Below are 8,082 nucleotides of genomic sequence, written 5' to 3' on the forward strand. Positions count from 1 at the left end.
GTTATTAAAGAACAGTTCGACTGCGGAGCAGTTGAACTGCTCTCTATAGGATTATATGGGCATCAGCCGATAAGGACGCCGGTTGCCACCTGCGCTCCGCGCTGACTATCATCCAACAAGGTGGCATTCGACGTCCTCGGCGAATGCATTCGCCCAGCTCAGGCCAGAACCGGGACTGCCCCCGAATTTTAGATTAGGTGAGGATTACGGGAGTCCGTTCCCTATTGACCTAACCCGACATGGCCGGAACCAAAATCCAAATTTCTAACATGGATATACAGGATGCACAGGATAACTTTTCCCATCCTGTCTATCCTGTAAATCCATGTTAGAACCTCTTCTCCTTAGCCTAACCCGCCATAGCGGACGTGCGTCAAATCAGGCACCCCAAAACCGGTGGCGCCTCAGTTGCCTTTGACAGGCACCGGAGCAATAGGAACTGTCCCTAGCGACTACAAATTTACCTGAGTGATCCCCGGCTAATAGCAGGCTCAGGATTTATGGACGCCTATGGCATAATGGGGGCAGGCCTATGTCCCGCACCATATTTCCAGGGACGACATGAATATCAATCGGGGCACGACCTAAATATCGCCGAATACTTCCCAGAAAAGTCACCATGCCGAACGCACGGGCTTTCGCTTGATAAAGCGCCAACCTGTTCAAAGCCCGCTGGGAGGCATAGCCGCGCTCCGGCAACCCCTGATGCAATAGCCAAGCTTGATCCAGTAACTCACCGAGTTCGCTCCTGGTTTGCTCAGGCTGTTTTGAAATTTGATGCCACACCTCATTCAACCGGGGCGGATAAAAAGCCAGTTCATAGGCGTACTGCAAGCGTTCGCGGGAGGTCATCGGCTATCACCCTTCCAAAGCGTCATATCCACCTTAAGATTCTCGAGATTCTCCAGCACCAAGGCATCACAATTAAAAGGCGCCGGAAGTCCGGTCACCGCCTCCGCCACCGCGATAAAATCAACAGAGGACTGGCGGCACAGGTACTGGATGTCACTCCGGTCGATTTCATCATAGCGGATCAACTTGCTGGCAATAAGCTGAGTAATGGAGCCCGTCTTAACTGAAAGCCGCTCACCCTTCCAGAGCAACAAATCCGTTTCGGGATTTGGCTTCGCGAGACAAAGTCTAACGGCAGAGATCCATTCCAAGTGATCAGAGGGATAGTCGTCGGGAGGATTTAACGGCAGCCCCGCCGCCGCAGCGGCCTGCCTTAGATCACCAACATCCGCTGTCGAATAGGGGGCCGCCACATCAACGTCCAGACTTGTCCGCTCAGGTTCATCCAAGAGCATAAATGCTGCGCTCCCGTAGATGTGCAGGGTCGCCTCCCGCTTCAACGCTTGGTCCAACCGCTCCAGATAACCTAGCAAGGCCTCCTTGTTCATAGGAACTACTATACTCACCCTTCGATTGCAAACAAGCGTAACAATTCCACCCCAAAAAAGATTAACCACCCGCTTCGCCCGCCTTCGCAAAGCTACGGCGCGGCAAGCTAGAGTAGGGATGAGAGGGAGAAGGGATATATGGGCATCCGCCGCCTTGCCCTCTTTACGGGGATCCGTCAAATCCACCGCCACGGTGCTCACTGCCTTCTGCTTACTGTCCTCTGCTCACTGCTCCCCGCCCCCCGGCCTTGACTTCAATAAAACATAATGCCATACAGGTTTCGCATGATGTCACCCGTCACAATTTTGGACGTTGCCAAAGCCGCTGGAGTCGCAAAATCGACCGTCTCTCGCGTCCTTAATGGGCGGGGGAAATCATCACGAATCAGCCCTACCACCCAGAACCGGATCCTCATGATCGTCCGCCAGATGGGATACCAGGCGAATGAATCAGCCCGCCATGTCGCCTTGGGGAACACTCCCTTCTACTATGCAAAGTTAGCAGAGGGCAGTGGGCAGTTTGCAGTTGGCAGTGAGCAGTCGGAGCCGATCCAAGAAACGCAGGAGACGAGTGAGCAGTTTGCAGTTGGCAGTGGGCAGTCGGAGCCGATCCAAGAAACGCAGGAGACGAGTGAGCAGTTTGCAGTTGGCAGTGGGCAGCCAGAACCAATTCCAGAGACGGTGCCCGTCGTGTTGGAAACTCCTGTTGTGGTTACGGAGCTGGCTGTCGTGGAAGAGACGAGTGAGCAGTTTGCAGGGGGCAGTGTGCAGTCGGAACCAGTCCCGGAGACGGTGCCAGTTATGGAGGAAGCACCGGTTGTGGTTCAGGAACCGGCTGTCACGGAGGAGATGAGTGAGCAGTTTGCAGTCGGCAGTGGGCAGCCAGAACCAACCCCGGAGACGATACCCGTCGTGTTGGAAACTCCTGTTGTGGTTCCGGAACCTGCTGTCACGGAGGAGACGAGTGGGCAGTTTGCAGTGAGCAGTCCGCAGTCGGGATCAATCCCGGAGACGGTGCCAGTCGGGGAAGAAACTCCGGTAGTCACTCCGGAACCGGCTGTCACTATTGAGCCTGCACCGGAGCCGATGCCAGAGCCTGCGCCATTAGTATCGGAGCCTGTCATTACGCCGGAGCCGGTGATCGTGGAGACACCTACACCGGTGACGGTAACAGAACCGACTCTGCCGCCCCAGCCGGAACCCGTCCCGGTGTTGGTGCCTGCCGCACAAGAAACTCCGGTCGCGATTCCGGAACCGACTATCGTTACGGAACCAACGACAGAGCCTTAGAGAAATCGGGGTCAGCCCTTAAACACTAAATCTTACCCCTGTTTCGCTTTCTGTCTCAGGCCGCCCAATAGACGCCGCTTTTCTTCGGTGCGGCTTGAAGCGCCGTGCTGTCGGCCTGTCAAGCCAGGCCTTGTGAAAGCGGCGTCAAGCCGCCGCACTCCAAATCTCAATCGCTGGATTGAGCCAATATGCTCATAAATCCAAGAATTTTGATGCGTTTGCCCTGGGGATCCGCTTGACTCATACCCCTACCGGTGGCATTCTTACACCATGTCTACGGTCACCATCAAACTACCTAAGGGATGTTCCAGTGGCATCATTGCGACTCAGTCCGTTCGAGACAGGCGAGTAGTCGCACATGGGCGCCATTTGAAGTCCGTGCTACAGCGCGCAGTAAAAGCAGGCTCTGTAGAGCCTGTAATCATGTTCGTTCCGCATCCCGATGGCCGGTATGTCTACTGAAGTTATGGCATCCCGCGCGTATCCTTTTTATCGTATCGAGTACCAAAAGGGACGGAAAACACCTCCCTGGCGAATCTATCTCCCGGTTCGATTCTCAAATCCTTCAACAGGACAGACTGTTTCTGTCTATGGCTTAGTGGACACAGGAGCTGACGCCTCGCTATTGCCAGCCAGCCTCGTAACGTTATTGGGGCATGACCTAAAGGGACAAGGTGTCAAGGATCGCATCACAAAAGGCATCGAGGCCAAAGACATGACCGTCTACCGGCATACATTTGATGTCGAATTGCTCTCAGCCACGGGTGGCGCAACCGTGCGAATTTTTCGCGGATCACTCATTGATTGTTCGGACTCAAACCCGCCCGTAATTCTTGGAGCTTCTGATTTTTTAACACATTTCAAATGGGCGATTGATTATCAAACCCAAGACGTCGTTTTGGACTGGTAAGCCCCATCAGGGACTGTCCCGGACACATCCGTTAAGACCACTACGAAACACGCGGAAGTCACGAAAGGTATTGGGCCTGGGTATCACCCTACCCTATTCGCAAAAGATTCAACGGGTCAGTGGACCGCCAGTCTTATTTGAAGTGGCGTGGACATTGCGAAGTGCCTATGAACTTTCACCCAGCCAAATTCATGACATCCTGGATGCCATAGCGGCTTTTCCCAATCTATCTCTATCCGACGAGGCCACCGTGCTTTCGGCGATCAGCTTGGCGCGCGAATCGGGTGTGGAATTTGCCGATGCCTATATTGCCGCCTCCGCCCAGTCCATGGGCGTGGATCAAATCGCCACCTTTAACACCAGGCATTTCAAGCGCCTTGATACCGCTTTGTTTCACTGGTAAACGCGACGGCCTACTCGCATCAGCCGGCAGGGACGCCGGCTGCCTTCTGTGCTCCGCGCTGAATATCATCCAACAAGGTGGCGTTTAGACATTTTTGGAGTGCGGCGGCTCGACGCCGCTTTTCTTAGGCGCGGCTTGACGCGCCGTGCTGTCGGCCTGTCAAGCCAGGCCTTGTGAAAGCGGCGTCAAGCCGCCGCACTCCAAATCTTCGTCGTCAGATTGAGCCAATATGGACAAAAATGTCTGCAATTTAGATGCTGGAACACTCCCTTCTACTATGCAAAGTTAGCAGAAGGGCAGTGGGTAGTTTGCAGTAAACAGTCCGCAGTCGGAACCAATCCCGGAGACTGTGCCCGTCGTGGAGGAAACTGTTTCTCTGTCCCAGGGCGTTCAGTAAGGTCGGCGCACAACCCACATTATCGGTCGGCTTGCCTGAAAACAAACCCCTTCGCCCATTTCGATCACCCGTGTTGATGGCGCATTGGTAGCCCAGCCAAGGAGGTCGTGCCACTTGCCATCACCTTTCAGCCCCAACTGGACATCGGGCAGACCGCGCGCATTCCAGAGGGTCAGCTTGTCGGCTTTCGCGGGATCATCACTAACCTGAGCCCCGTGGCTGGCGTTGATGAAGTCCTGCACGGAAACGTTGACTGAATAGGGATAGCAGATCATGTTGACCGGATAATTGGTCGCCCCCACGAGCGAATTCGTGATTGCGTCCTGTACGGTCAACTGCCCTTTTAAGGTAATCACAGAGTCAGGATTTTTCCGGATGAGCCATAAGGCTGTCCCAGCATGAACACGCGTATCCACCGGGTCATGAATATCGCGGTTAGTCGAGTAGAATCGACCATCAATGTCCTTCATATATATGGTGTAGTTCTGGTGCAACACATCCCAAATCGCAACCTTATCCCCATTCGCAGAGAAATCGGGGTCAGCCCTTAAACACTAAATCTTACCCCTGTTTCGCTTTCTGTCTCAGGCCGCCCAATACTCCCTCAATATGCTCCACGCAACAAAAAAGTTCTTTATCCAACTTCAAGGCCTCCTCCAGCCTCTTTAACTGAATACTTACCGCGGCTCCAGTTGTCACCCCAAGGGCCCCAGCCGCCTTCCGCTGACTTATTCCTCCGTACTTGCACAACATGGCCGCACCCACCGCACGACTCATATCCTGACGTCGCTCCTGCTCCCAGCCCTCTTCCAAATTTAAGGACTCCCCAACCACGCCCAGGATGATCTTCGCCTCCAACCTCCCTCCCTGTTCCCGCCGGAATGACACATCCTCCTTCCGGCTACAGGCTCGCACTTTCTCGTCGTATAGCCCCTGCACTCGTTCGGTGAACTCATCACTCCCGATCCCCCATGCCGACTTCTTCAGAACCGCCAATTCCTCATCCTTCTCCAATAAGCCACGCTCCACATATCGGCCATATTCTCGCCGCGCTTCCTGCCCACTTCCCATCATAGCCAGCAATGGCTTCTCATCCAATCCGTCCAAAGGCTTCACCTTCCCCATATACCCTCGAAAACTACTCCACTCATATCCTCGTAATTCCTTGATCTGCTCCGGCATCGGCAACCGCTTCACACTACCCACCTTGACCGGATTCAGGTGGATATACCGGCTCAACTTCAACAAATACTCATCTCCCTCCACCAAGATCGCCTTATATCGCCCCTGGAACAGATGACCCGCTCGCCCATGCCGCATGTTGTAATACACCGTATACGCCGTCTGGAGCCGATGCATAAATTTCCCCAGATTCCCGCCCGGTGTCTCTATCAAAAGGTGCACGTGGTTGACCATCACACAAAATAAATACAGCCGCACTTCCATCTCATCTGCATACTTCGCCAGCCGCCCTATAAACCGCTCCCGATCCGCATCATCGTCGAACAACCTTCTCCGTTCCACCCCGCGTATCACCACGTGATAGATTGCTCCCTCGTACTCCACCCTTAATTTCCTTGCCATGCCTGCACCTTACCTCCGCCTCCCTTCTCTCAACAAGCTTATATTTACCTTTTAAGGGCTGACCCCGATCTTTCTATATTTACCTTTTAAGGGCTGACCCCGATCTTCTCCTTAGCCTAACCCGAGTGTGAGCAGCAGGGTCAAGTTTTCGGGAGCCCATATTTGACACTACCCTCGGCAACCCGCGCGACGGTAGCCGTTCGCTGGCGCATAGCGGCCTTACTGATATCCTCGACGTTCTGCCCCTTCCATAGTTTGGCCTGCCATTGGGTATAGTCGAAAGGTTCGCGAAGAATGAGTGTAATAAACCGTTCGGCCTTCACATCGCCCAACGCCCCACTCAAAGCACGAAATCCCTCAATCCGTATCTCTGTATCAGTACTCATGGTTTTCCCCCACAATAAAATCTACCGGATTCATCACCTGTACCGCCGTCCGCCCTTTTCCAAAATGAAGCATTGCATCATCAGTCGTCAGCAACACATCACATGCCGCCTCAGTTGCACAAGCCAAATGCAAGGCGTCCTTGGGGCGTAACCCCTGCAACATAAACTCATTCGCCTTAGCCAAAATACCGGGAGTTTCCTCAATATCGATTACCGCACGTAATCGCCACTTCTCTATCGCCTCCCTGCGCTCCTCGAATGGATTAGCCTGATTCTCAAAATCAAGGATATATGACCAAACCAAATCTAACTCTTTATGTAAAATTCGTGCCTGAACCTCGAGTTTAGCTTCAGACTCTAGGCGAACACGGATTTGGCACTGGTCATCAAAGGGCCGATTGAAACAACAATTATCGAGATATATTTTCATCCATACTGCCTAAACAATAAACATTAGGTTGTCGGAACTAATTCCCATTGGCAAAGCTATTAAAAACTAAACGCAGGCTTACTCTTCGTAAATAATGCTCGCCGTACTGCCCTACGTCAATGGAAAGAATACTGTCCCCGGCGACCTTTCCGCAGAAAATCAAATCGTCACCACCCGCTTCGCCCGCCTTCGCAAAGCTACGGCGCGGCAAGCTAGAGTTAGGATGAGGTAGAAGGGAGAGCCGGGGATTATTATACGGGCATCAGCCGGCAGGGACGCCGGCCGCCACCTGTGCTCCGCGCTGAATATCATCCAACAAGGTGGCGTTCGACGCCCCTGTCGACCTTTTAATTTTCGACTAATCTGGCGTTCAGACATTTTTGGAGTGCGGCGGCTTGACGCCGCTTTTCTTCGGCGCGGCTTGACGCGCCGTGCTGTCGGCCTGTCAAGCCAGGCCTTGTGAAAGCGGCGTCAAGCCGCCGCACTCCAAATCTTCGTCGTCAGATTGAGCCAATATGGACAAAAATGTCTGCAATTTAGATGCTGGAACACTCCCTTCTACTATGCAAAGTTAGCAGAAGGGCAGTGGGTAGTTTGCAGTAAACAGTCCGCAGTCGGAACCAATCCCGGAGACTGTGCCCGTCGTGGAGGAAACTGTTTCTCTGTCCCAGGGCGTTCAGTAAGGTCGGCGCACAACCCACATTATCGGTCGGCTTGCCTGAAAACAAACCCCTTCGCCCATTTCGATCACCCGTGTTGATGGCGCATTGGTAGCCCAGCCAAGGAGGTCGTGCCACTTGCCATCACCTTTCAGCCCCAACTGGACATCGGGCAGACCGCGCGCATTCCAGAGGGTCAGCTTGTCGGCTTTCGCGGGATCATCACTAACCTGAGCCCCGTGGCTGGCGTTGATGAAGTCCTGCACGGAAACGTTGACTGAATAGGGATAGCAGATCATGTTGACCGGATAATTGGTCGCCCCCACGAGCGAATTCGTGATTGCGTCCTGTACGGTCAACTGCCCTTTTAAGGTAATCACAGAGTCAGGATTTTTCCGGATGAGCCATAAGGCTGTCCCAGCATGAACACGCGTATCCACCGGGTCATGAATATCGCGGTTAGTCGAGTAGAATCGACCATCAATGTCCTTCATATATATGGTGTAGTTCTGGTGCAACACATCCCAAATCGCAACCTTATCCCCATTCGCAGAGAAATCGGGGTCAGCCCTTAAACACTAAATCTTACCCCTGTTTCGCTTTCTGTCTCAGGCCGCCCAATA

The 8,082-nt window shown here is 53.4% G+C and carries 11 protein-coding genes; 4 read left to right on the forward strand and 7 right to left on the reverse strand.

Features of this window, described 5'->3' with window-relative positions; all coding sequences use genetic code 11:
- Positions 1-498: 498 nt before the first annotated feature.
- Both WCI03_14650 and WCI03_14655 read right to left on the reverse strand, forming a co-directional pair.
- Complete coding sequence (locus WCI03_14650; protein MEI8141092.1) at positions 499-852, reverse strand: hypothetical protein; 354 nt, start codon at positions 850-852, stop codon at positions 499-501.
- Entirely contained in the window at positions 849-1,601 is a 753-nt protein-coding gene (locus WCI03_14655; protein MEI8141093.1) for a hypothetical protein, read from the reverse strand. The genes WCI03_14650 and WCI03_14655 overlap by 4 nt, the downstream gene beginning before the upstream one ends.
- An 84-nt stretch (positions 1,602-1,685) precedes the next feature.
- On the opposite strand from WCI03_14655, the gene WCI03_14660 reads away from it, so the two are divergent.
- From WCI03_14660 to WCI03_14675, 4 genes are all read left to right on the forward strand, one after another.
- A complete protein-coding gene (locus tag WCI03_14660) occupies positions 1,686-2,690 on the forward strand; it encodes a LacI family DNA-binding transcriptional regulator (protein ID MEI8141094.1) in 1,005 nt (334 codons plus the stop codon).
- A gap of 270 nt (positions 2,691-2,960) precedes the next feature.
- Entirely contained in the window at positions 2,961-3,152 is a 192-nt protein-coding gene (locus tag WCI03_14665; GenBank protein MEI8141095.1) for a DUF5678 domain-containing protein, read from the forward strand.
- On the forward strand, positions 3,142-3,600 hold the full coding sequence (locus WCI03_14670) for a hypothetical protein (protein MEI8141096.1): 459 nt from the start codon (positions 3,142-3,144) through the stop codon (positions 3,598-3,600). Before WCI03_14665 ends, WCI03_14670 begins: the two co-directional genes overlap by 11 nt.
- 70 nt (positions 3,601-3,670) lie before the next feature.
- Complete coding sequence (locus WCI03_14675; protein MEI8141097.1) at positions 3,671-4,003, forward strand: PIN domain-containing protein; 333 nt, start codon at positions 3,671-3,673, stop codon at positions 4,001-4,003.
- Positions 4,004-4,393: 390 nt separating this feature from the next.
- Here the strand turns inward: WCI03_14675 and WCI03_14680 are convergent, their stop codons facing one another.
- The 5 genes from WCI03_14680 to WCI03_14700 all read right to left on the reverse strand — a co-directional run bounded on the left by WCI03_14680 (position 4,394) and on the right by WCI03_14700 (position 7,953).
- Positions 4,394-4,870 carry a hypothetical protein gene (locus tag WCI03_14680; protein MEI8141098.1) on the reverse strand — a complete coding sequence of 159 codons (477 nt, stop codon included), beginning with the start codon at positions 4,868-4,870 and terminating at the stop codon, positions 4,394-4,396.
- Positions 4,871-4,961: 91 nt separating this feature from the next.
- A complete protein-coding gene (locus WCI03_14685; GenBank protein ID MEI8141099.1) occupies positions 4,962-5,984 on the reverse strand; it encodes a transposase in 1,023 nt (340 codons plus the stop codon).
- A 140-nt stretch (positions 5,985-6,124) separates the two neighbouring features.
- Entirely contained in the window at positions 6,125-6,370 is a 246-nt protein-coding gene (locus tag WCI03_14690) for a hypothetical protein (GenBank protein ID MEI8141100.1), read from the reverse strand.
- Positions 6,360-6,800, reverse strand: a complete 441-nt coding sequence (locus tag WCI03_14695; GenBank protein ID MEI8141101.1) for a PIN domain-containing protein — start codon at positions 6,798-6,800, stop codon at positions 6,360-6,362. Before WCI03_14695 ends, WCI03_14690 begins: the two co-directional genes overlap by 11 nt.
- A 676-nt stretch (positions 6,801-7,476) precedes the next feature.
- On the reverse strand, positions 7,477-7,953 hold the full coding sequence (locus WCI03_14700) for a hypothetical protein (GenBank protein MEI8141102.1): 477 nt from the start codon (positions 7,951-7,953) through the stop codon (positions 7,477-7,479).
- Between the last annotated feature and the right edge of the window lie 129 nt (positions 7,954-8,082).

This window comes from bacterium (assembly GCA_037143175.1).
GTDB lineage: Bacteria > Verrucomicrobiota > Kiritimatiellia > CAIKKV01 > CAITUY01 > JAABPW01.